This window comes from Cohaesibacter sp. ES.047 (genome assembly GCF_900215505.1).
GTDB lineage: Bacteria > Pseudomonadota > Alphaproteobacteria > Rhizobiales > Cohaesibacteraceae > Cohaesibacter.
On record NZ_LT907844.1, the window covers coordinates 3,302,977 to 3,325,462 of the forward strand.

The following is a 22,486-nucleotide window of genomic DNA, read 5'->3' on the forward strand; positions in this document are numbered from 1 at the left end:
AGGCTGTTCTCCCTCGGGTTTGATGTCAGAGAAGTTCAATCTGGCCGTAGCGCAAGGCTTCGACAACCGTTTGGGTCTTGTTCGATGCCTGCATCTTTTCCGATGCATTCTGCAGGTGAGCATGGACGGTCCGCTGGGAGATGTCCAGCTGAGCCGCGATGTCGCTGGCGGTTCTTCCCTCTGCGGTCAGAGCCAGAATCGTGCGCTCGCGTGCGGACAGTTCACCTGGGCGGTTCAGGATCGGTTTGATGGCATCTGCATCTTCAAGGGCGAAGCGGATTTCCGTCGCCATCGATAGCAACTCACGCCGTGTCGCTACGATATCTGCACCAGCCAGACAAAGCGCGATCTGGAAATGGCCAAACACATGGATATGCAGACCTGCGATCGTGCGATACTCATCCGGATGCTGCGCACTGCGGCGGAGCAAAGAGATAAGACTGGAGTTAGCGAGCCATTGGTTGTTCGTATCCTGAAGACGCCAGATTGTTGGCTCCTTGAGAACCGCGATCTGACGCAGGAGCGGATCGCCGCCCTTGATCTGCGCCAACTGGCCGGTCGTGATTTCCTCTTCGCCCCATTTCTGGAACAAGGCGAGTTTGACGAGGTCGCGTCCGGGAAGAGGCACCCCCGCAGCCAGAACATGGTTCGCACCAATTGCTTGGAAACGCGGAAAATAGGTTTCAAACAATGATTGGGGGCTCGTGTCCAGACGGTTGATGTAGGAAACGTTATTGGGATGGTCCCATAGTGTATCGTTCATCTATCTGATCTGCGGTTGTTGGGTTACAATTAGGTCTGCCGCAAAAGGTTTTGCGGCGTGATTTACTATATGCAACGGCAGATTCAGGACCGGTCTTACGATACCAATATCTTGTCGCACACCCCATTCTTGCCCCCGAAAGATTGCACTAATTGTGTAACAAGGAGCAACCTCAAATAGTGGGCAAGCGCGACAAAATCGGATTTATGACTGTAAATACCTGAATTATTGGCTCAACTATATTGATAAAAATGCCGATAGCCTGTGCATGAAGTTGGACACTTGTCAAAATTCGCGCTGAAAAGATCTGACAATAGTCAATCTGCAACTTGATCTGCGCCGGGATGGCTTAATACGAATCGCGCGTTTTATAACTGTGCTCGCACAGTATTTGTGCAATCTATTGTATTGTATGAAATATATACTCGCATAAGTATTTGTCTGTTGACCCGAGCTTTTTCCGAATCGCAACCCGTCTTTATCGGGAAGAGCCATGGCAATGTGGAGAGATTACGCAAGGAGAGGTCATAAACAGCACCATTGGGAGAGCTTGCATGCAGTGGGGCTGGCTTTTAACATAATATGAGTATCCCGGCTCGGTGGAGTCTCCTCCCTTTTTGCCGAATTTTGCACAAGCTGAACACTCTTGGCGCAAATGACATTTTTTCGACAATCGCTTGCGCTAGGACAAAGCACCTAGGACGAAAGTGGATAAGATCGCGGCCATCCGCAAGATATTTCAAGGAGAGCGAAGCCTCGACCCGCAAGAGGGCAGGCAAGCGCTTGGGAAACTGGATTAAAGTCAGAAGGGAGGATTCGAGGGACCCCCGCGCCCCTTACCTCCTTAACAATTTGGAGCGAACAAGATGAGCGAAGCTCTGAGGATTTCCGAGACCTTTCCCGACTACTCCCATGACGATTGGGTCGAAGTAGTCGAAAAAGCCCTCAAGGGACAGCCTCTCTCCCGTATTTCAACCAAGATGATTGATGGGACTGAGATCAATCCTATCTATGAACGCGCAACAGGCAAGGCGCCTCTGGCGATGCGGCCCGAAGATACCCCATGGGCGATTTGCCAGCGCGTTGATCATCCGGATGCTGAGAAAGCCAACGAACAGGCTTTGACTGATCTGGCCAATGGCGCGAACATGCTCTGCATTCCGTTCGCGGGTTGTGCGAGCGCCCGTGGGTTCGGCATCAAGGCCGATAAGGAAACGCTAGCCAAGGTTCTCGACGAAGTGCTGCTCGATCTGATCGCAGTACGCCTTGAGGGTAGTGTGACCGGCCGGGCTGCCGCGACTGCCTTTGCCGACTATGTTGCCGACAAGGGCCTCGATGCTTCCACGCTCGACGTTGCATTCGGTCTTGATCCGATTGGAGCCTTTGCTTCGACCGGTACGATTGCCCCTGACTGGGCTGGCCGTGCGGCTACCATGGTTGAAACCATCAAGGATCTGAAAGCCAAAGGCTTCAAGGGACCGTTCGTCACCGCTGATGGCCGTCCCTATCACGATGCTGGCGCAACCGAAGCTCAGGAACTGGGTGCGGTTATCGCAACCATCGTTGCCTACTGGCGCGTCCTTGAGGATGCCGGTTTCGAGGCGTCCGAGGCGCTCTCTGCAATTGACGTGACGCTTTCTGTTGAAGCCAACCAGTTCAGCTCTCTTTGTAAGTTGCGCGCAATGCGCATCCTGTGGGCCAACCTGCTGAGCGCTGCCGGAGTGGACTTCACGCCATTGAAAATTCACGCCGAAACCTCTTGGGCCATGATGACCAAGCTGGACCCAGCCGTGAACATGCTGCGCACCACCACGGCGACCTTTGCTGCTGGTGTTGGCGGGGCTGACAGCCTCTGCGTCCTGCCTTATACGCTGGCGCTTGGTCTGCCGACGCCTCTGACGCGCCGCATTTCCCGCAACCTGCAGACCATGTTGATCGAGGAATCGAACCTTTATCGCGTCACCGACCCGGCAGCCGGTTCCGGCTTTGTCGAATCTCTGACCGATCAGGAAGGCGAGATCGCCTGGGGCTTCTTCCAGGAGATCGAAAAGGCTGGCGGTATTGTCGAAGCGCTGAAAGGCAATCTGGTCCTTGATGCCATCGCGAAATCAAACGCCACCCGCTCTGCTTTGGTTGCCAAACGCAAAAACGCACTGACTGGCGCATCTGCGTTCCCGAACATCGACGAAGGCCAAGCCGAAGTGCTCGATGTTGCTCCGCTTCCCGCTCCCGAGCTTGGTGAGGGTGAAAGCTGCACGCCGCTGAAAGTCGTTCGCACGTCCGAGGCGTACGAAGCCCTGCGCTTTGCCGCCAAGGCTGCTGGCCAGCCGACTGTGTTCTTCGCGAACCTCGGTCGCATTGCCGACTTCACGGCACGGGCGACCTGGACGAAAAACTTCTTCGAGGCCGGTGGCATCAAATCCCTGTCTGATAAAGGGTATACAGAGGCTGAAGCCGCTGTTGCCGATTTCAAGGCGTCGGGTTCACAGATCGTGGCGATTGTCGGTCCCGATGGTCTTTACGAAGAGAATGGCGCCGCCTTTGCCAAGGCACTGAAAGACGCAGGGGCGAAAATGGTATATATTGCCGGACGTCCCAAAGACCTCATGGACGCTCTGAGCGCTGCCGGTGTTGACGCTTTCGCATTTGAAGGCTGCGACGTTCTCGCTGAGCTTACCAAGATTCACGCCGAGCTGGGCATTGCCCCTCTGGCGCAAGGCTGAGGAACAGGAAGAATGAGTAAGATCCCAAACTTTGCCGAGATTGCATTCAAGGCCGCAGGGCCCGCTGCCAAAGGGTCTGATGCCATCTGGCACACGCCAGAAGGCATCGATGTGAAGGACGTGTACAAAGAGAGCGACATCGCTTCTCTTGACTTCCTGAACACCTGGCCGGGACTGGCACCCTACATGCGTGGTCCTTATCCGACCATGTACACCCAGCGTCCCTGGACGATCCGTCAGTATGCCGGCTTCTCGACCGCTGAAGATTCCAACGCCTTCTACCGCCGCAACCTTGCTGCCGGTCAGAAGGGCCTGTCGATCGCATTCGACCTTGCCACCCACCGCGGGTATGATTCCGATCACCCTCGAGTGCCGGGCGACGTCGGCATGGCCGGTGTGGCGATCGATAGCATCTACGACATGCGCACCCTGTTCGACGGTATCCCCCTCGACAAGATGTCCGTGTCCATGACCATGAACGGCGCTGTGCTGCCCATCATGGCGCTCTACATCACCGCTGCAGAAGAGCAGGGCGTCTCGCAGGATAAGCTGGCCGGTACCATTCAGAACGATATTCTGAAAGAGTTCATGGTCCGCAACACCTACATCTACCCGCCGCTTCCTTCCATGCGGATCATTTCGGACATTTTTGCTTATACCTCGCAGAATATGCCGAAATTCAACTCGATCTCGATTTCCGGCTATCACATGCAGGAAGCCGGGGCGACCGCTGACCTCGAGCTGGCCTACACCATCGCCGACGGCCTTGAATATATCAAAGCCGGTGTCGATACGGGTCTGGACGTGGATGCCTTTGCTCCTCGCCTCAGCTTCTTCTGGTCAATCGGCATGAACTTCTTCATGGAAGTGGCCAAGATGCGCGCAGCCCGTCTGGTCTGGGCCAAACTGGTCAAGGAAAAGTTCAATCCGAAAAACCCCAAATCCTACTCGCTGCGTACCCACTCGCAGACGTCCGGTTGGTCCCTGACCGCACAGGATGTCTTCAACAACGTGGGCCGTACCGCAATCGAGGCCATGGGCGCAACGCAAGGGCACACCCAGTCGCTGCACACCAACGCACTCGACGAAGCGCTGGCTCTGCCGACCGACTTCTCGGCGCGTATTGCTCGTAACACCCAGCTGTTCCTGCAGCAGGAAAGCGGCACGACCAAAGTTGTCGATCCTTGGGGTGGTTCGCACTATGTTGAAAAGCTCACTGAAGAGTTGGCCAACAAGGTTCTGGCCCACATCAAGGAAGTCGAGGAACTGGGCGGCATGGCAAAAGCCATCGAAGCCGGTATTCCAAAACTGCGCATCGAGGAAGCAGCCGCCAAGACACAGGCTCGCATCGATGGTGGATCCCAGACCGTGGTTGGCGTCAACAAATACAAGCCAACCCACGCCGAAGACATCGAAGTGCTTCAGGTGGACAACACCGCAGTGCGTCACCAGCAGCTCGACAAACTGAAACGCCTGCGCGAAGAGCGCAGTCAGGCTGATGTCGACGCCGCTCTGGAAGCTCTGACCAACGCTGCGAAAGCTGGTGATGGCAATCTGCTTGACCTGTCGGTGAAAGCTGCTCGCGTCAAGGCAACTGTTGGCGAAATCAGTGAAGCTCTGGAGAAAGTCTTCGGGCGTCACCGCGCCGAGATCAAGTCCATTTCCGGCGTTTATCGCAAGGAGGTTGGAGCCATGTCCGACGCAGTTCAGAAAGTGCAAAAGCTGGTTGAAGAGTTCGAGGCCAATGATGGCCGTCGTCCTCGTATCCTCATCGCCAAGATGGGCCAGGATGGTCACGACCGCGGTCAGAAAGTGATCGCATCGGGCTTTGCTGACCTTGGTTTCGATGTCGACATCGGACCGCTCTTCCAGACCCCTGAAGAATCAGCGCGTCAGGCCGTTGAAAACGACGTGCACGCCGTTGCTGCCTCTTCGCTGGCTGCGGGTCACTTGACCCTCGTTCCAGCGCTGAAGGCTGCTCTGGAACAGGAAGGCCGTGGCGACATCATGATCGTGGCCGGTGGTGTTATCCCGCCGCAGGATTATGATGCGCTCTACAAAGCCGGTGCTTCCGCGATCTATCCTCCGGGAACCGTGATTCCCGAGGCAGCTGTTGACCTGATCCATCAGCTCAACAAACGCCTTGGCTACAGCCAGGAAGCCGCTGAATAAGCAGCTGTCGCAATCTATACATTAAGAAAGCCGCCCAATTGGGCGGCTTTTTTGTTCCAATGGCACCTTGATCCGGTTCGGCCAATGGCCATGTTTAAGAGGCTCTATACATTCACTAAACTGAGGAAAAGGCCATGCTCATCACGACGACGGATTCACTTCAAGGCTACACCATTCGCGAATACAAGGGCATGGTGAATGGAGAGGCGATTCTGGGTGCCAATGTTTTCAAAGACTTCTTTGCCGGAATTCGCGATATCGTTGGTGGGCGTTCCGGGTCTTATGAATCCGAGCTACAGCGGGCCCGCGATATTGCTGTTCAGGAAATGACGGACTATGCCCAGCGCATTGGCGCAAATGCAATCATCGGCGTCGATGTCGATTACGAAACCGTAGGCGAGCGTGGATCTATGCTTATGGTTGCAGCATCCGGTACGGCTGTCGTCATCGGGTAACGAATCGGCGATAGTGACCCAGTTCATACCCCGTCAAACGGCAAGCTCGTTAAGCCTGTTGGCGAGCGAAAACGGCAGATCCAATTGACGACAGATGGAGAGATAACCATGAAAAGCATCTGTGTTTTCTGCGGCTCCAGTTGGGGACGCAGCAAGGAATTTGAGGTTGCTGCAGTTGCCCTGTCCAGAGAGATAGCTCAAAGGGGCTACAAGCTCGTTTACGGCGGCTCTTCCGTTGGCCTGATGGGCATCTGCGCCGATGCCGCACTGAGTGCAGGCGGGGAGGTGATTGGCATTCTGCCAAATGCTCTCAAGCGCAAGGAAATCGATCATGCGGGTCTCTCCGAGTTGATCCTTGTTGACAGTATGCATGAGCGCAAGGCGCGCATGGTCGAGCTGTCCGACGGGTTCGTCTCTTTGCCCGGAGGCATAGGCACAATGGACGAGCTGTTCGAGGTTTGGACCTGGGCAATGCTCGGCTGGCACGACAAGCCGTCAGCGCTGCTCAATGTAAATGGCTATTACGATGATCTCGTGCGCTTTCTTGACAAGACCGCTGAGGAGCAGTTCGTCAAGCAGCCTCATCGCGATATGCTGATCATCGATCATGATGCCAAAAGCGTGCTGGATCGCATGGAGGGTTACACACCGCCGGGTGATATTCCCAAATGGATCAAACGAGAGAGCCAGACCTGATGGCCAATTCTATCCCCGATATTGAGTTTGTTCGCCTCTCCGATGTGCCAGATCTGGTGCCTGACTGCGCCCACTTCCACGCCGCCCTGTCTATTGGTGACGGGGCAGGGGAAAGGGATGAGAAAGCCGCGATGGATATGCGCAAGGCGGCATTCCGGAAGCTGGCTCTTGATGGCGAAGAGGAAGATGCCGTGGTGGGGCTGATTTCGTCCGGGTTTCGTACCGGGCAGATCGTGGCGATTGCGGTCTTGGTCAAGTCGGAAATGGAAGCATTTGAAGATCTGGGACCATGGCTGGCAGCCCCTCTCGTGGATCCGGCCATCGATCACGGTTCGCTGATTGATGATCTTTGCGCCGAGGTCGAAGAACTGGCCGACGAGATGGGATATTCGCAGATCTTTGTGCAGTCGAGCGATGCAAAGCACTACAAGGCGCTCGGATACAGCGAGATCGAGCCATTCACAAAAGACGATCGGGAACACTGGGTGCTGGGCAAGGCGCTTTAGTAGGTCAGCAAGCCCTTGAGATCCTTGAATTGCGCCATTGGTGCCAGATCTCGATATTCATCTGGTACTCCGTCCCTGTTGATCCATGTTGCCCTGAAACCATAGGCTGCGGCACCCGCAATATCCCATCGGTTCGATGACTGAAACGAGACCGTGTCGGGAAAACAGCGAAAGGTCGTCGTGACCAGATCATAGGCTTCCTTGCTTGTCTTGTAGGTGCGGAGCGGATCGACAGACAGGATCTCGTCAAACAAACCCTCAAGACCATTTCCCGCGACCGCCGCATTCAGCATCGCTGGCGACCCGTTTGACAGAATTGCCAGTTGCATACCCCGTCCTTTCAGCCCTTCCAGAACCGGTCTGACCTCCTGATAAACGGACAAGGTGCGATAGGCATCAAGCAGATCAGGGCGTATCGCACGATCCACATGGGGCATCTTTTCGAACGCAAAGTCGAGAGCCTGTTCGGTGAGGGTCCAGAAATCCAGATACTGATGCATCAGGGACCGAGTCCAGCTGTATTCCAGCTGTTTGGCGCGCCATATCCCGGATAGCCGGGCAGCATCGGGGCCAAGGTGCCCGGCATGCAGACGCACAGCGGCATGAACATCAAACAACGTGCCGTATGCATCAAAGACATACACCGTGCTTGGGGTCGTCATCGTCGGTGCCATGGGGGGCTCCTCCCATCCGATAGCTGCGGAGGCTGGTCTCTATCAAAAGTTGGCCTCTCCGTTACTCACCAATCGCACAATAGAGAGGTATTGAAAAGCCCCGGCGGATATAATCCGCTGCATCGCGAAGTTGGAAAATTGTATAGTGAGCGCATTTCTGAGTGAGAGCATTTCTGTGCCAACTAGGTTGAGGAAGAAATCATTCGAATGGATCAAAGTGAGCGGAATGGCTTGACGTGGCGAGCAAGAAGCGCTTCCATTCAGATCTACGCATCTTCCAGCCCACCAGACCCCAATTCCCCGCCGATTGCCTTTAACGAGAACCAAGGTGCCATGTCGCAGTTGGCAAGATCTGGTTTGAGCGGTAAGTAAACAGACAAGACATGGCGGATCGCCGCCGATTAGTAAGGATGAGAAGCAATGGCTGAGTTTTCCAAAACCTGGACTTGGTACAAGGGTGAGTGGCACGAAGGCAACCCGCCGATTTTGGGGCCTCGGTCCCATGCCTTCTGGCAAGGGAGCACTGTGTTTGATGGAGCGCGCTATTTCGAGGGCGTGATGCCCGATCTGGATCTCCATTGCGAGCGCATCAATCGCTCCTGTCTGTCGCTCGACATGAAGCCGACGATGAAAGCTGGCGAGATCATGGAGTTGGCTGCAGAAGGGGCTCAGAAATTTGGCGGCAATGCTGTCTATATCCGCCCGACCTACTTCGGGATCGGTAGCCTTGATAGCGTGATCAATGTCGACCCCGATGATGTCGAATTCTGCCTCACCATGTTCGACGCACCAATGCCGGATGCCAACAAGGGGGTGCGGGTCACGACCACCCGTTTCCGTCGTCCGACACCGGAAACCATGCCGACCACTGCAAAAGCATCCGGTCTTTACATCAACAATGCGCGCTGCCTGAGGGAAGCCAAGAGCAAGGGCTTTGACAACGCAATTGTCTGCGATATGCAGGGCAACGTCGCCGAGCTTGCGACGGCCAACTTCTTCATCGTCAAGGATGGCGTGGTCAAGACATCCGTCGCTAACGGCTGCTTCCTGAATGGGATCACCCGTCAGCGAACCATTCAGCTGCTGCGTGAGGCAGGCGAAACCGTTGTGGAATGCACCCTCACTCTTGAGGACTGCAAGGAAGCGGATGAAATGTTCTCGACGGGCAACTATTCGAAGGTCGTGCCGATCTTCGAATTTGACGAGCGCCAATACGATCACGGCCCGTTTGCCAAAAAGGCTCGCGAGCTATACTGGGAATTTGCCCACAAGTGAGGCTGCATTCGTGCGCGCTTTTGAGCATCGAAAGGGGAGCAGGGGCTCCCCTTTTTTATGTCCTGTTATATGTCTTGGTCTTTCACACCCGGAGAAAATCTCATCAAAGACAATGCAAGCCAGTGCCTGCCCAGCTTTTGACATTTTGCTGCTTTAGGACTCTGAGCGAACAATGACAAGCCAATCAGATCAGACCCGCTCTGATCAGATCAATGCCCGATTTTCTCAATGGGCATGGACCGTCAGGAGTCCGATAATGGCCCCAAGAAGCCTCTCTTCGATTCTGATATTAGCAACTTTTCTCACAACCGGACTGACGCCATTCTCAGCTTTTGCGCCTGTTGCTCTGGCCAATGACCGGCCAAATCCGGAGCCGGCACGCTGCCTGTCTCTGGCACAGACAATCGGAGCCTCCCGCGTCTGGTGGGGTCAGCATATTGGTTACCGTGAACGCAGCGACATTTTTGAATGGGGACCTCGCAAGGAAACCTTCAACGATATTGGTTGCTTCCGCTCTCGCAAGGATTGTGAGGACTGGCTGTATTGGAAACGCACTGAATATCCGGAGTTTCGCATTGCCAAGCCATGCCGCAAAGGGCTTTAGCCTTGTGGTGATCGAGAGGATCAGGATATGACCCATAAAAGCGAAAACCCCGCCTTCGATGAAGGCGGGGTTTCTTATTTTGATAAGTCGGGCAGCAAACGGCAGCCCGAAATTCTTAGGATGCTGCTTCGAGCAGCTCGGCCACATATTCCCAGTTGACCAGATTGTCGAACCAAGCTTCGAGATATTTCGGCCGCGCGTTGCGGTAGTCGATGTAGTAGGAATGCTCCCACACATCACAACCAAGCAGCGGTACACCGCCGTGAACCAGCGGGTTTTCGCCATTCGGTGTTTTGGTAACAGCAAGCTTGCCGTCAACCAGAGCAAGCCATGCCCAGCCCGAACCAAACTGCGTGATACCAGCGTTGATGAAATCTGCACGGAACTTGTCCATGCCACCCAGATCCGACTCGATCTTGGAAGCCAAAGCACCCGGCACGCTGCCTTCCTCAGCCACAGGCTTCATCCATTTCCAGAAGTGAACATGGTTGAAGTGCTGAGCAGCGTTGTTGAACAGACCAGAGTTCTTGCCGTAGCTTTCCTTGACAATCTCTTCAAGGCTCTTGTCTTCCAGACCAGAATCCTGAAGCAGGTTGTTGCCGTTGGTTACATAGGCAAGATGGTGCTTGTCATGGTGATACTCGAGAGTCTCGGCAGACATGAAATCGCCAAGTGCATCGTAGGAATAGGGGAGTTCGGGAAGTTCAAAAGCCATTGAAAAATCTCCTTTTTAAAAAGGCAGCAGAAAACATCCAAGACAGGATGTTTGGAAATTGATGCATATCAAAATAGGTAGTTTCTATTCTGACAACAAGTGGTGGAAGGGCGTTTCCCCTTCGCAATTGTGATGACTTCACAATCGTTGTCATGACAACGTCTGGCACCCCAAATGGTTCCAAGCGGTTGTGAAGAATTTCTCGGTCTGATGGGGCGTTATCGCGCTTCGCTCAACAACGTGATGAGACGCTGGTTAAACTCGTCGGGATCAAAATCTTCTTCCCGGATGCGCTCGAAGCAGGATTTTTTGATGCGTTTGATCTGGGGGCGGTCATCCAGCAGTTCCTGAAGCTGTACCGCGAGGGAAAAGGCATCATCGATGGGCACGATAGGGGCCACCATACCACCCTTCAGAATATCCATCGCACCGTTGGTACAAGTGGCAACGCAGGCTACCCCGGCGTCCATCATCTCGCATAAAGGCACAGAATAGGATGCTTCCGGTGCCGTCAGGCAATAGAGATCAATGAGGTCTGCCATCTCCGAAGCGTTGAGAGGGCCCGTGAAGTCGATGAAGGGAGCTATTTGATCGGAAAGCTCCTTGAGCTCATGTTCTGTCGGTCCCGAGCCGACGATCACGAAGCGTGTGTCAGGATGGCTCTGATGCAGCAGTTGCGCCGCATGAATGAACGTTCCAAGACCGTCTCCATCCACAAACGGACCACTGGTTCCGACCACCAGTGGCTTGTCGTCCTCGGCTGGTGGAACGGGCACGTCAAACTGCTGCCTGTAGGGATAGGGCAACACTTCAACGGGAACCGCATCGTCCAGAATGTGGCGGCCCAGATCTGATGCCCCCGAGGTGAGGGCGATCACTCTTTCGACTGACTGGAAGCCGTTGAACTGGTCGTTGTGGCACACGCCAATCACGCGGCGCGCGATCTGTGACAAGCCCCGACAGCCATAGGAATCATGCGCCAGTGCGATATCAAAGCGATAGCGGCGCGTGGCTGTAAGGATCGGCCACAGCTGTGGCGTGCGTTGCAGAAGCTTGCGGGAAAAGTCGGATACGGGGTGCATCAGCGCGCCATTATGCCGAGCTTTTTCTGCAAAGGGCGAGCCATTGGGTGCCATGATGGTCACATCGAAGTGACCTGACCTGTTCAGGTGATCAAGATAGAGATCGTAAGCGTCAAGGATGCTCGTATTGAAGCATTCGGGTGCAAAAAACAATAGGGACTGGCGCGGCATTTCCGCTGCGACATCGCCATTACCATTGTTCATTTGCCCTTGCCTCCGGCAGTCCTAGCGGTCCGGGGTGCGTGCGAATCTCGTTGGCACGACCCGGCTGATTCCCGTAGTGATTCTATGACAGGTTTCGAGGTGCCCCGCAACATCACTTGCTTGGCTCCTCCATTTTAGGAAATGCCTTGAAGGGGAGCCGCTTCCGAGCCGGGCGACGTCCCCTTGATTGGCATGAAACGTAGCCCTGTTGTCAGAGCTTGCCGCTAATCTTCAGTGCAAAGGCATATTCGAGGGCCGTTTCCTTCAGGCGATCAAAGCGCCCGGAGGCACCCGCATGCCCGCTTTCCATATTGATCTTGAGCAGCAGGAGGTTGTCGTCGGTGCGGCGTTCACGCAATTTGGCAACCCACTTTGCCGGCTCCCAATAGGTCACGCGCGGATCCGTCAGGCCACCGACTGCCAGAATGGCTGGATAGTCCTGTGCGCTCACCTGATCATAGGGGCTATAGGAATGAATGATCTTGAAATCATCCTCGGACGCAATCGGGTTGCCCCATTCTGGCCATTCCGGCGGCGTCAGCGGCAATGTTTCATCAAGCATGGTCGTGAGCACATCAACAAAGGGCACCAGAGCCAGAATGCCGGAGAATAGCGATGGTTCCATGTTGGCCACGGCTCCCATCAGCATGCCGCCTGCAGATCCACCCTCGGCGACGATCTTGCCGCGTGACGTGAACTTCTCCTTGGCAAGAAACTCACCTGCAGAGATGAAATCCTTGAAGGTGTTGGTCTTTGTCTCACGCTTGCCATTCTTGTACCAGGCAAAGCCCTTGTCCTTGCCGCCGCGAATGTGCGCAGTGGCATAGACAAAGCCGCGGTCCACCAGAGACAGCGCCGAGGTGGAGAACCCCGCTGGAATGGAAATGCCATAAGAGCCATAGCCATAAAGCAGGCAGGGGGCAGATCCGTCGAGCGGCGTATCCTTGTGATAGAGCAGTGTCACGGGCACCTGCTCACCATCATGAGCCGGGGCCATCAGGCGGCGGGTGACATAGTCTTCCGGATTGTGCCCTGAAGGAACTTCCTGCTCCTTGCGCAACGTCCGGCTGCGACTGTTCATATTATAGTCGTAAGTGCGCGACGGGGTCGTCATGGACGAATAGGAAAAGCGGATTGTGTCCGTATCGAACTCGAGCGAGCCTTGCAAACCGAGCGCATAGGCTTCTTCCTCGAAGGCAATGGCGTGTTGCGCTCCATTGGTGACGTTGCGAATCTGGATACGCGGCAACCCATTGGTGCGCTCGATCCAGGCCAGATGGTTTTTGTAGATCCCATGGCTGAGAATGAGGCGTCCGGACTCATGGGGGACCAGATCCTGCCAGTGCGCGCGTCCCGGCTGATTGGGAGCGGCGGTGACCAGCTTGTAGTCTTCGGCATCATCGGCATTGGTCAGGATGTAAAGAACCCCCAGACCTTCATCGATGGAATATTCGATTCCCGGTTCGCGCGGAGCCACAAGCTTTGGCTTGGCAGCATTGTCCTTGGCGTCAAGAAGATAGCATTCGCTGGTTTCGTGGTCGTGGCAATCGATGATGATATAGTCACCGGACTGGCTTTCGCCGATCCCGACGAAGAAACCGGCATCGGATTCCTCATAGATGAGAGCATCGTTGCTTTGTTCGGTGCCGATCTCGTGGCGGTAAACCTTGCAAGGACGATGATTGTCATCGAGCAATGTGTAGTAGATGTGTGTGCTGTCGGCGCTCCACACGGTGCCGCCGGTTGTTCCCTCTATGTGATCAGAAAGGTCTTCACCGGTTGCCAGATCCCGCACGCGAATTGTGAAGAATTCTGATCCCTTGAGGTCCACGGCCCATGCGAGCTTTGTATGGTCCGGGCTGTGGTCTGCGCCTCCGAGGCGGAAGAAAGCTTGTCCTTCTGCTTTCTTGTTGCCATCGAGCATGATCTGCTCATCGCCACCTTCGCGTGGTGCGCGCACGACCAGCGGATATTGCCCGCCCTGAACGAAGCGGTGGCTATAGCAGTAGGGACCATCAGGTGAGGGGACCGAGCTGTCATCTTCCTTGATCCGGCCCTTCATTTCTTCAAAGAGGCTGGCCTGCAGATCTTCCGTGTCCGACATTTCCTTGGTGGTATAGGCATTCTCGGCCTCAAGATAGGCTTCGATGTCCTTGTCCAGAACCTCGCGGCCCTTGTGCATGACCTCCTGCCAGTTGTCCGCACGGAGCCAGGCATAGTCATCATGCACTGTGATGCCGTGATGGCTGACGGAAGATGGGCGCTTGTCAGCGCGGGGCGCGTCTGAGGGGAAAGCAGCCCTTGTCTGGGCAGATGGATTGCTTGTGGACATAATCACTCACTCTGAAAAACTGTCAGTATTGGCGCTACAGGTAAGGCAGTTGACGCACTTCTGCAAGGCCGGAAGCAAGAGACTGTCTGAAGCATCAAACGGTAGCGCAGCTTGGATTGGGGTGTCGGTAAACAACATCTGCCGGATCGTGACGGGGCGCGTCGAAGTCCTGCACGGCCCCCAGACGCTCGGCCAGACGACGCGATCGCATGTTGTCTGCGCTGAGGTAGGTCACCAGTGTTGGGATGCCCAACTCGCAAAAGGCCCAATCGCGGATCGCACAAGCCGCCTCAAAGGCATAACTCTTGCCTTCCGCATGAGGGTAGACAAACCAGCCAAGCTCATGCTCGGGGAACAGAGGCCCCTGATTGAGACCGACTTGTCCCAGACACTGCCCGGTGCTTTTCTCATCGAACATCAGGGCACCATGACCCATGAGGACCCAAAGGGCGGTGTCATGGCAGAACATTCCCCACGCTTCACGCAAGTTGAACGGACCGCCCATGCCAACCGATCGATCACTTTGCATCATCTCGAAATAGGCAGGCCAGTCAGCCATTTCCATTGGACGAAGCACAAGTCGTTCGGTTTCAATCCGCGGTATGGGGGTCATGACACGTTCGCCTTCATTCTTGAGATTGCATTCTTCCCTGCACATGATAGCTATAGGTCAACTTTAAGGCATACGAAAGCGCAAACCCGAGGAGTTCCCCAAATGCCCCATATGGTGATCAATTATGCCCGTTCGATCGAAGCTGACATCGATCTGAATCACTTGATGCAGAAGGTTTTGGAAACTGCTGAAAAGACTGGCCTTTTCAGCCCGGAAGCCATTCGTGTGCGAGCGATTCCTGTGGATTACTATCATGCCTTGGGGGGCGGCAAGCCTTTCATCTATCTTGAAGCGAAATTGTTCTCCGGGCGTACCGAAGAGCAAAAGAAGATGATGGCAGATATGTTGCTCGATTGCATTGCTGGCATTGTCGATCCGTCCGTCGCCATCAGCGTCGAGCCCCACGACATGGAAAAGGCCACTTACGTCAAGCGGTAGCTGACTTTGCCGTCTGTCGCTTGCGCAGGGAAACGATGAAAATCGCGAAACAGGTAATCCCGATGCAAAGCCCTGCAGATATGGCCTGCATCGGACCGATGGTATCAGATTTCATGATCACCGCCTCGGACGGATCCGCCGGATTGTAGTGAACGGTGACATTGGTGCCCTGTTTGAGATCCTCGATTTCGGTCTCTGCTACGCCTTTCAGCGTTCGCTCCTGTTGATGGCGCTTGATCTGGTTCCCGAACAGGAATGAGCCGTCCACTTCATAGCGGTAGCGGATGGTGGGGCGATAGGTTTCGCCATCACTATTCGTGCCTTTGATGATCTCGACACCGCTTTCCATCACTTGACCTGGCGTACTCTTCCAGCCATCCGGGATTTGCGCCTCGGAAAGGCCGATGAAACCAAGGCCAGCATAGACAAAACCGCCAATGGCTATGGCGAGAAACAGAAAAGCCGCAAGACTGGGCGTGCGGCTGTTTGAAGTATTGGCGTCGGTCATGGCGTCATCCAACTTATGGAAAAGATGGAGAGACCATACGCCTCTAGCAGTCAATTGCAAGAGGTGAGGCGGAGCGTTTTAGGCACCATCCAGAGCCTATTCCCCGGAGTCTATCCCTCTCAAAGACAAGCGGGCTTTTGGCCCGCTAAGCCTTCATGCGTTTTCGTCTGGCTCGAACTCCAGTGCAACCCCGTTCATACAGTAGCGAAGTCCGGTGGGCGCCGGCCCGTCATCGAAGACATGACCAAGATGCGAATCGCAATCAGAGCAGCGAACCTCGGTGCGCTTCATGAAAAGCTTGCGATCTTCATGTTCTGAGACAGCTTCATCATCCACAGGCGCATAAAAACTTGGCCACCCACTTCCGGATTCATACTTGGTTTCTGAACGGAACAGCTCCTTGCCGCAGCCAACACAATGATAGGTCCCGGTGCGTTTTTCAAAGTTGAGCGGAGATGTGCCTGCCCGTTCGGTGCCGTGCTGCCGGGTGACGTGAAATTGCTCGTCGGTCAGCGCTTGCTGCCATTCTTCGTTACTTTTTTCGATTTTGGTCATATCTGCCTCCTGAAAAGCGTGCTGCGAGCACCCATATCGATTGCACTGAATAGACGATTGCTCAATCGACACGGTCAAATGGGGTGATATCAGTATAGGCGGAATGTGGCAGCAAAAGGCTCGTCACAATCCGATTGGTAGTCAGGTGAGTGGTCTATATCTTATTAACCTCTCTATGGGGAAATTGGTATAGGTTTTGAGTCAAAATTCGATTAGAAGAGGGCCTTCGACTTATGCGAAAGTAGTACTTTTTGAGCGAATTTCATGCAGCGTTAGGTGGGGTTTCCACTACAGTTACATGAAGAAAAAAAAGGAATCGCATGTTTCATAATTGGCCTGAAATTGGAATTTCAGCGGGAATTTGGGAAAGCCTGCTGGAACCCAATGCGATTGAAAATCGCCTCGTAATGCTGGCATAGACCGGCAATGCTTGGCCCAAACGATGAGCTGGATGGGGTTTTAACGCATGGCGTTTGAATTCAGTGATGGATTAAACTGGGCAATGGCCGCTCCTTTTGCCGCGGCATTGCTTGCTCCTTTTGCCAAGCGGGTTATGGGCCACAACGCAGCTTGGCTGCTGGCTTTGGTTCCCGCTGCGATTTTCATCTACCTTTGCGGTTTTATCGGACCTGTCTCCCATGGGGGCGAGGGTGTGCGTTCCACACCGATACCCTGGCTTCCCCAATATGACATCAACTACTCGTTGTTTGTTGACGGTCTGGGTCTGGTCTTTGCCTTGCTGATTTCCGGGATTGGTGCCTGCATCATTCTCTATTCGGGCGGCTACATGAAAGGGCATTCGGAGCAGGGACGGTTCTTCAGCTTCATGTTTCTGTTCATGGGCTCCATGCTCGGCGTGGTTCTGGCGGACAACCTGATTACCCTGTTCATTTACTGGGAACTGACCTCCATCACGTCCTTCCTGCTCATCGGGTTCAACCATCGCGAAGAGCGCTCCCGTCGTGCGGCCATTCAAGCCTTGGTGGTGACGGGCGGCGGTGGTCTGGCGCTTCTTGCCGGTCTGGTGCTGATGTATCATGTCGGCGGCTCGATGGAGATGAGCGAGTTGCTGAATGGCGGTGACACGCTGCGCGACAGCCCCCTTTACACAGCCATCCTCCTTTTGGTGCTGGGCGGGGCCTTTACCAAATCGGCGCAGTTCCCGTTTCACTACTGGCTGCGCAACGCCATGGAAGCCCCCACGCCCGTATCGGCCTATCTACATTCCGCAACCATGGTCAAGGCAGGCGTTTATCTCCTGATGCGCGTCCATCCCGTTCTGGGCGACACCACTCTGTGGATGACCATCCTGCCGGTCTTTGGTGGCTTTACGCTTCTGATGGGAACATGGATGAGCCTGAGACAGACGGATCTCAAGTTGACGCTCGCCTACACCACGGTTGCCTCATTGGGATTGCTGGTCTTGCTGGTGGGGACCTCTTCAGAAGTGGCGATCACCGGAGCCGTCCTCTATCTGTTCGCGCATGCGCTGTTCAAGGGTGGCCTGTTCATGATTGTCGGCACCATTGACCACGAAGCCGGGACGCGCGATGTCACCCGACTTGGTGGCTTGCGCAAGTTGATGCCGATCTCCTTTGTCGCGGCGCTGCTGTGTGCCTGGTCGATGGGTGGCCTTTATCCGATGATCGGGTTTCTCGCCAAAGAGGAAATCTACGCCGGCATTGTCGGGGGAGATATCGGCGCCATTCTTCTGACACTCACTGCCGTTGTCGGCAATGGCATGATGTTCGCCGCAGGCTTTATGGTTGCCTTCAAGCCGTTTCTGGGGTCGGAAAAAGTCACGCCGAAAAAAGCGCATGAAGGACCGGCACTGCTCATCGCCGGGCCGATCATCTTGTCGAGCCTTGGTCTGATTTCCATGCTGGCTGGTGGTTTTACGGGCCACAGCCTCCTCGGCCCGATGGCAAATGCTATTCATGGCCAGGAAGGGCATCTGACGGTCGGGCTCGGCATTCACTTCAATCTCGCCTTCGTCCTGTCGCTTGTTACCATTGCACTTGGGATCGGCTTCTATTTGAAGGTCGAGACAGTCCGCAATGCCAAAGGCCGGTTTATCCTCTTGGTCGGGGAGGGGCCAGACAAATTCTTCGACACCTTCATCGCCGGACTGATCCGTTTCTCAACCCGGGTCACGAATGTGGTTCAGAGCGGCAACATGGAATATTATCTTGCCGCGACCTTTATCCTCTTGGCGCTGATCCTCTGGGTTCCGATGATAGCCTTCGGGGAATTGCCCAGCTGGCCGGCCATTCCGGATCTCTATTTCTATGAATGGGCCATTTTCGAATTGGCCATCCTTGGTCTGGCTGCCATCCTCATCGCACATACAAGGCTCCATGCGATCATTTCGCTTGGCATTCAGGGCTTTGCCGTGGCGTTCATCTTCCTGTTGTTTGGCGCGCCCGATCTGAGTTTCACGCAGTTCATGGTCGAAACCCTTTCGGTCGTTTTCATTGCTCTTGTCATGACGCGCCTCTCTCTGATCGAAAGGGACAAACGGCCTCCAGCTCAAGCGATCGGAGATGCGGTCGTTGCGATCGCGGTCGGCTCAGGCATTGGCCTGCTGTTGATGTCTGTGACGCAGGGCGCGTTCAATTCCAAATTGTCGGACTTCTTCACCGAATACGCCCGCGTCATCGCCCATGGACGCAACATCGTCAATGTGATTATCGTCGACTTCCGCGGGCTTGATACCCTTGGTGAAATCGCGGTTGTGATGATCACTGCGCTGGCCGTCGTCACCCTGACAAGGGGCACCGCAATCAAATATCGCTCAGGCAACGAGCGCATTCGCCGGGCCTTGAAGAAGGTCGTAAAAGACCCCGCCGATCAGACAGCCGTACAGAAAGGAACGGATCGATGAGAACCCTTATATTCCGAACCATCGCCCCTTTCTTGGCGGCCCTGATGATCCTCTTTTCCGTTTTTATCACCCTGCGCGGTCACAATGAACCAGGTGGCGGTTTCATCGGCGGTTTGATTGGTGCCTCGGCCTTTGCAATGTATGGGATTGCCGCCGGAGTAAGCTATGTCAGGCGGGCGCTGCATTATCAGCCCCTCAGCATTGCTGGCTTTGGCCTTTTCCTGGCTGCAACGTCCGGTCTGTTATCCATCTTTCAGAACCAGGCATATCTCACCAGTCAATGGGCTTTCCCTGAGATCATGGGAGTGGAAATTGCCCTGTCGACGCCAATGCTGTTCGACATTGGTGTGTATCTGGTTGTCCTGGGGGCTCTGGCCTCTATCGCCCTGAAGCTGGAGGAGTAGGCCATCATGGAAAACATGCTTGCCATTCTTGTTGGCATTTTCTTCTCTGTCAGCGTCTATCTGATGATGTCACGCTATATCATCCGCATCATTCTCGGGGTTTCTGTCCTCGCCAACGCGGTAAACCTGACGATCTTCACGGCTGGCCGCTTGACGCGTGAGGTTCCCCCGATCATTCCACCCGACGCGATGGTTCCTCCCGGAGCGACAGCGAATCCTTTGCCGCAGGCGCTGATCCTGACGGCAATCGTGATCTCCTTCTCCTTCCTCGCTTTCCTGCTCGTGCTCGCCTATCGCGCCTATCAGGAACTGGGAACGGACAACACGGTCAACATGCGCGCAGCGGAGCCGGCCAATGAGCCGCTCCCGCCGGTAAGCTACTAGGAGGAGGCGGAGTATGGCTGCTAACACCGATCATCCCGTCGATTTCGGCGCTGGCATGTTGATGGCACCCGTCCCCTTGGGGGACTGGCTGGTTATCCTGCCTATTATCATCACCCTGGTTGGCGGTGCTGTCATCCTGATGATGCGGCTCCGTCCCAAGTATCACGGTGTGATGGCCTGCGGGTTTCTCTCGCTTCTGCTGCTAGCGGATCTGTTATTGCTCCTGAGAGTGATGAAGAACGGGCCAATAAGCATGACCATGGGCGGATGGCTGCCACCGTTCGGCATTTCGTTCACCGTGGATGCTTTTGGGGCACTCATGGCGACGATCTCCGCGATTGTGGCGCTTGCGGTTTGTGTCTATTCGCTGATCGACATTCCCCCCACGGGGCGTCGCTTCGGGTTCTATCCCTTTCTTCTTGTGATGATGACGGGTGTGAGCGGATCGTTCCTGACCGGTGATCTGTTCAACCTCTATGTTTGGTTCGAGGTCTTGCTTATCTCGTCTTTTGGCCTGATCGTGCTGGGTGGCGAGAGAGACCAGATTGATGGTGCTCTCAAATATGCGGTGCTCAACCTCACGGCAACAACCCTGTTTCTGATCGCGGTGGGATTATTATATGGTGCGGTCGGAACGCTCAACATGGCCGATATCGCCACGATCGTTCGTGCCATGCCCAAAGGTGAGGCACCGCTTGCCTCCATCGGAGCGCTTTTCTTCTTTGCCTTCTGCATGAAAGCCGCAGCTTTCCCGGTGAATTTCTGGCTGCCTGCGTCCTATCACACACCGCGGATTGTCGTCTCGGCCGTGTTTGCTGGCCTGCTGACCAAGGTCGGTGTCTATGCGTTGATCCGGACAATGCTGCTGCTTTTGCCCGACACGTTGGGTGAATTGGGCGGTGTGCCTTTGCTGATAGCCGTGCTGACGATGCTGCTTGGTGCTCTTGGCGCATTGGCTCAAAATGATGTGCGGCGTCTGTTTGGCTATCTCGTCATTTCCGGTATCGGATCCATGCTGGCCGGTCTCGCGATTGGCACCGAGAGCAGCCTGACGGGTGCCATCCTTTATGCTGTGCATTCGATCATCGTGATGACGGCGCTTTACCTCGTCTTTGGTATCTTGATGCGCATGAGTGGAGGCCGCAGCACCTTGTCCGAGCTTGGCGGCGGTTACACAGCATCGGGATGGCTGTCGATCCTGTTTCTGGTTCTGGCCTTTGCGGTCTCCGGTCTGCCGCCATTTTCGGGCTTCTGGCCGAAGCTGGTGCTGGTTGAAGCCAGCTTGAACGAGGCGCAGGGCTGGGTGACCTTTGCGATCCTTTTGACCGGTTTCCTGACCACGATAGCCATGGGACGGGTTTGGGCGCATGCCTTCTGGCGCGGTGGACCCATTGGCACCGAAGACGGGCGGGATGCCGCACCCTTGAACCAACTTGCAGAATCTGTCGTCAAAAAGGCTTTCTTGCCTGTGACAGCGCTGGTGGTTCTGGTCTGTATCATTGGCCTTTTCCCCTCGCCTCTATACTCGATCGCCCGTACCGGAGCCGCTTCGCTTTTGAAGCCCGACCGATATGTCGAATCCGTTTTTGGTGCAGCACGGCAACAAATGCTCGAACGGGCGCTGCGGCCCGCAACAGAGCATGAAGATCAACAGGAAGGAGCGCATTGATGAACCGGATGTTTCTCGCCAATATCCTGTTGGCTATTGCCTGGGCGGCCATGAGTGGCGCATTCTCGTTGCCAAACCTGATTTTCGGGTTTCTGATCGGGATGGTGTCCATGTTCATCATCCGCGAACAGATGGGCACGCTCAGCCACCTGCAGCGCGCCAGGCGCGTGTTGTCACTTTTCCTTTTGTTTCTGGTCGAGTTGGTCAAATCGGCGACGCGCGTTGCGCTTCTTGCGCTCAAGCCCAATCTCGACGATCTCAAACCCGGATTTTTCGCCTACGAGCTGAATACGGACAACGACGGTGAAATCAGTCTGCTGGCTGGCCTCATTACGTTGACCCCGGGCACCTTGTCTGTCGATGTGTCAGATGACAAGAAATACCTTTACATTCACGCGGTCACGATCGATGACCTCGACGCAATGCGCGCCGACATCGCAAACGGCTTTGAGAAAAAGATCATGGAGGCTTTCAGATAATGGAGCATTCTTCGTTTCTTGATATAGCCATCCTGATCACCTTGGGAATTCTGGCCATTTCATTTCTTCTGACGTCCGTGCGTATCATCAAGGGACCGACCGTGGCAGACCGCATTGTAGGGCTAGACATGCTGGTCTCGGTTGGCATTGCTTTTATTGCCGTGATCGGGGCCAAGACCAACTATTATCTCTATATCGACATCGCCATCGCGCTGGCGCTGGTGGGCTTCCTGTCCACCGTGGCCTTCACACGTTTCATGCTGCACCATGGTGACAGCTCAGAATTCATCGACGAGCGCGATGCGGAAAAGGCGAATGCCGATGCTGCCAAGGCTCGGAAAGGGGAGTGAT

22 protein-coding genes are annotated in these 22,486 nt (G+C 55.0%); 14 read left to right on the forward strand and 8 right to left on the reverse strand.

Translation table 11 applies throughout. The features are described from left to right. Positions 1 to 25 precede the first annotated feature (25 nt). The gene (locus CPH65_RS15050) at positions 26 to 763 is read right to left on the reverse strand and encodes a helix-turn-helix transcriptional regulator (protein ID WP_096174567.1); all 738 of its coding nucleotides are present in this window, start codon (positions 761 to 763) and stop codon (positions 26 to 28) included. An 866-nt stretch (positions 764 to 1,629) separates the two neighbouring features. Between CPH65_RS15050 and CPH65_RS15055 the strand changes: the two genes are divergently transcribed. From CPH65_RS15055 to CPH65_RS15075, 5 genes are all read left to right on the forward strand, one after another. After that, positions 1,630 to 3,486 (forward strand): methylmalonyl-CoA mutase subunit beta, encoded by a 1,857-nt coding sequence (locus tag CPH65_RS15055; protein WP_096174570.1) that lies wholly within the window; start codon positions 1,630 to 1,632, stop codon positions 3,484 to 3,486. Positions 3,487 to 3,498: 12 nt separating this feature from the next. Continuing rightward, complete coding sequence (gene scpA, locus CPH65_RS15060) at positions 3,499 to 5,658, forward strand: methylmalonyl-CoA mutase (RefSeq protein WP_096174573.1); 2,160 nt, start codon at positions 3,499 to 3,501, stop codon at positions 5,656 to 5,658. A 134-nt stretch (positions 5,659 to 5,792) separates the two neighbouring features. After that, positions 5,793 to 6,113, forward strand: coding sequence for a heavy metal-binding domain-containing protein (locus tag CPH65_RS15065; protein WP_096174575.1), 321 nt, complete (start codon positions 5,793 to 5,795; stop codon positions 6,111 to 6,113). A gap of 108 nt (positions 6,114 to 6,221) precedes the next feature. Further along, positions 6,222 to 6,809: a TIGR00730 family Rossman fold protein gene (locus CPH65_RS15070; RefSeq protein WP_096174578.1), complete on the forward strand. Its 588-nt coding sequence runs from the start codon at positions 6,222 to 6,224 to the stop codon at positions 6,807 to 6,809. Then, entirely contained in the window at positions 6,809 to 7,315 is a 507-nt protein-coding gene (locus tag CPH65_RS15075; protein WP_096174580.1) for a hypothetical protein, read from the forward strand. Before CPH65_RS15070 ends, CPH65_RS15075 begins: the two co-directional genes overlap by 1 nt. Here CPH65_RS15075 and CPH65_RS15080 read toward each other — a convergent pair. Continuing rightward, a complete protein-coding gene (locus CPH65_RS15080; protein ID WP_244574418.1) occupies positions 7,312 to 7,989 on the reverse strand; it encodes a haloacid dehalogenase type II in 678 nt (225 codons plus the stop codon). The genes CPH65_RS15075 and CPH65_RS15080 overlap by 4 nt on opposite strands. A gap of 420 nt (positions 7,990 to 8,409) precedes the next feature. Here CPH65_RS15080 and CPH65_RS15085 point away from each other — a divergent pair, with 420 nt between their 5' ends. Next, positions 8,410 to 9,264, forward strand: a complete 855-nt coding sequence (locus tag CPH65_RS15085; protein WP_096174582.1) for a branched-chain amino acid aminotransferase — start codon at positions 8,410 to 8,412, stop codon at positions 9,262 to 9,264. 256 nt (positions 9,265 to 9,520) lie between these two features. Next, the gene (locus CPH65_RS15090; protein WP_157747721.1) at positions 9,521 to 9,868 is read left to right on the forward strand and encodes a hypothetical protein; all 348 of its coding nucleotides are present in this window, start codon (positions 9,521 to 9,523) and stop codon (positions 9,866 to 9,868) included. 115 nt (positions 9,869 to 9,983) lie between these two features. Here the strand turns inward: CPH65_RS15090 and CPH65_RS15095 are convergent, their stop codons facing one another. The 4 genes from CPH65_RS15095 to CPH65_RS15110 all read right to left on the reverse strand — a co-directional run bounded on the left by CPH65_RS15095 (position 9,984) and on the right by CPH65_RS15110 (position 14,814). Then, on the reverse strand, positions 9,984 to 10,583 hold the full coding sequence (locus CPH65_RS15095; protein ID WP_096174586.1) for a superoxide dismutase: 600 nt from the start codon (positions 10,581 to 10,583) through the stop codon (positions 9,984 to 9,986). 218 nt (positions 10,584 to 10,801) lie between these two features. After that, positions 10,802 to 11,869: a glycosyltransferase family 4 protein gene (locus CPH65_RS15100; protein ID WP_096174588.1), complete on the reverse strand. Its 1,068-nt coding sequence runs from the start codon at positions 11,867 to 11,869 to the stop codon at positions 10,802 to 10,804. 211 nt (positions 11,870 to 12,080) lie between these two features. After that, positions 12,081 to 14,201 carry a S9 family peptidase gene (locus CPH65_RS15105; protein ID WP_096174591.1) on the reverse strand — a complete coding sequence of 707 codons (2,121 nt, stop codon included), beginning with the start codon at positions 14,199 to 14,201 and terminating at the stop codon, positions 12,081 to 12,083. A 94-nt stretch (positions 14,202 to 14,295) separates the two neighbouring features. Next, the gene (locus tag CPH65_RS15110) at positions 14,296 to 14,814 is read right to left on the reverse strand and encodes a GNAT family N-acetyltransferase (RefSeq protein WP_096174594.1); all 519 of its coding nucleotides are present in this window, start codon (positions 14,812 to 14,814) and stop codon (positions 14,296 to 14,298) included. 102 nt (positions 14,815 to 14,916) lie between these two features. Between CPH65_RS15110 and CPH65_RS15115 the strand changes: the two genes are divergently transcribed. Next, positions 14,917 to 15,252 carry a 5-carboxymethyl-2-hydroxymuconate Delta-isomerase gene (locus CPH65_RS15115; RefSeq protein WP_157747722.1) on the forward strand — a complete coding sequence of 112 codons (336 nt, stop codon included), beginning with the start codon at positions 14,917 to 14,919 and terminating at the stop codon, positions 15,250 to 15,252. Here the strand turns inward: CPH65_RS15115 and CPH65_RS15120 are convergent. Both CPH65_RS15120 and msrB read right to left on the reverse strand, forming a co-directional pair. Further along, positions 15,242 to 15,760, reverse strand: a complete 519-nt coding sequence (locus tag CPH65_RS15120; RefSeq protein ID WP_096174600.1) for a DUF3592 domain-containing protein — start codon at positions 15,758 to 15,760, stop codon at positions 15,242 to 15,244. The genes CPH65_RS15115 and CPH65_RS15120 overlap by 11 nt on opposite strands. 153 nt (positions 15,761 to 15,913) lie before the next feature. Next, a complete protein-coding gene (msrB, locus tag CPH65_RS15125; protein ID WP_096174602.1) occupies positions 15,914 to 16,315 on the reverse strand; it encodes a peptide-methionine (R)-S-oxide reductase MsrB in 402 nt (133 codons plus the stop codon). 466 nt (positions 16,316 to 16,781) lie between these two features. On the opposite strand from msrB, the gene CPH65_RS15130 reads away from it, so the two are divergent. The 6 genes from CPH65_RS15130 to CPH65_RS15155 are packed head-to-tail and all read left to right on the forward strand — an operon-like array spanning position 16,782 to position 22,485. Continuing rightward, positions 16,782 to 19,199: a putative monovalent cation/H+ antiporter subunit A gene (locus CPH65_RS15130; RefSeq protein WP_096174604.1), complete on the forward strand. Its 2,418-nt coding sequence runs from the start codon at positions 16,782 to 16,784 to the stop codon at positions 19,197 to 19,199. After that, a complete protein-coding gene (locus CPH65_RS15135) occupies positions 19,196 to 19,603 on the forward strand; it encodes an MnhB domain-containing protein (RefSeq protein ID WP_096174607.1) in 408 nt (135 codons plus the stop codon). The genes CPH65_RS15130 and CPH65_RS15135 overlap by 4 nt, the downstream gene beginning before the upstream one ends. A gap of 6 nt (positions 19,604 to 19,609) precedes the next feature. Then, positions 19,610 to 19,987 (forward strand): Na+/H+ antiporter subunit C, encoded by a 378-nt coding sequence (locus CPH65_RS15140; protein ID WP_096174610.1) that lies wholly within the window; start codon positions 19,610 to 19,612, stop codon positions 19,985 to 19,987. Between the two features lie 13 nt (positions 19,988 to 20,000). Next, entirely contained in the window at positions 20,001 to 21,656 is a 1,656-nt protein-coding gene (locus CPH65_RS15145; RefSeq protein ID WP_096174612.1) for a Na+/H+ antiporter subunit D, read from the forward strand. After that, positions 21,656 to 22,135, forward strand: a complete 480-nt coding sequence (locus CPH65_RS15150) for a Na+/H+ antiporter subunit E (RefSeq protein WP_096174615.1) — start codon at positions 21,656 to 21,658, stop codon at positions 22,133 to 22,135. The genes CPH65_RS15145 and CPH65_RS15150 overlap by 1 nt, the downstream gene beginning before the upstream one ends. Next, entirely contained in the window at positions 22,135 to 22,485 is a 351-nt protein-coding gene (locus tag CPH65_RS15155; RefSeq protein WP_096174617.1) for a cation:proton antiporter, read from the forward strand. Before CPH65_RS15150 ends, CPH65_RS15155 begins: the two co-directional genes overlap by 1 nt. Position 22,486 lies beyond the last annotated feature (1 nt).